We start from the raw sequence: 303 nt of genomic DNA, 5'->3' as shown, positions 1-303 counted from the left end.
GAAAAGTTTGAAGCTAAACGTCGTCACCTGGCCGAGAATGAGTGGAATAGATTAAAAGCGAATGATTCATTAGAGTGTCGTAATTGTCATAACTTCGACTACATGGATTTTACGCGTCAATCTAAACGTGCATCACAAATGCATTCAACTTCACTCGCCAGTGGTGAGAAAACCTGTATTGATTGTCATAAAGGTATTGCACATCAATTACCTGACATGGCTGGCGTAGAAGGTTTTTAATTATATTTAACGTTTAAATTTTATCTTAACTAGATTTTAAATTAACAATAAAAGGCCAGCATT

General features: G+C 35.3%; 1 protein-coding gene. It reads left to right on the top strand.

Annotated features, from left to right (window positions below):
* Positions 1–240: NapC/NirT family cytochrome c (locus tag BCU84_RS14395; RefSeq protein ID WP_198589585.1), on the top strand; the 240-nt coding region annotated here is incomplete at its 5' end.
* Positions 241–303 lie beyond the last annotated feature (63 nt).

Origin of the sequence: Shewanella sp. 10N.286.51.B7 (genome assembly GCF_002873615.1) — a bacterium.
Classification (GTDB): domain Bacteria; phylum Pseudomonadota; class Gammaproteobacteria; order Enterobacterales; family Shewanellaceae; genus Shewanella; species Shewanella electrodiphila.
Note: the sequence above shows the minus strand (reverse complement) of the source record. Positions and strands in the feature narration are given on the sequence as shown.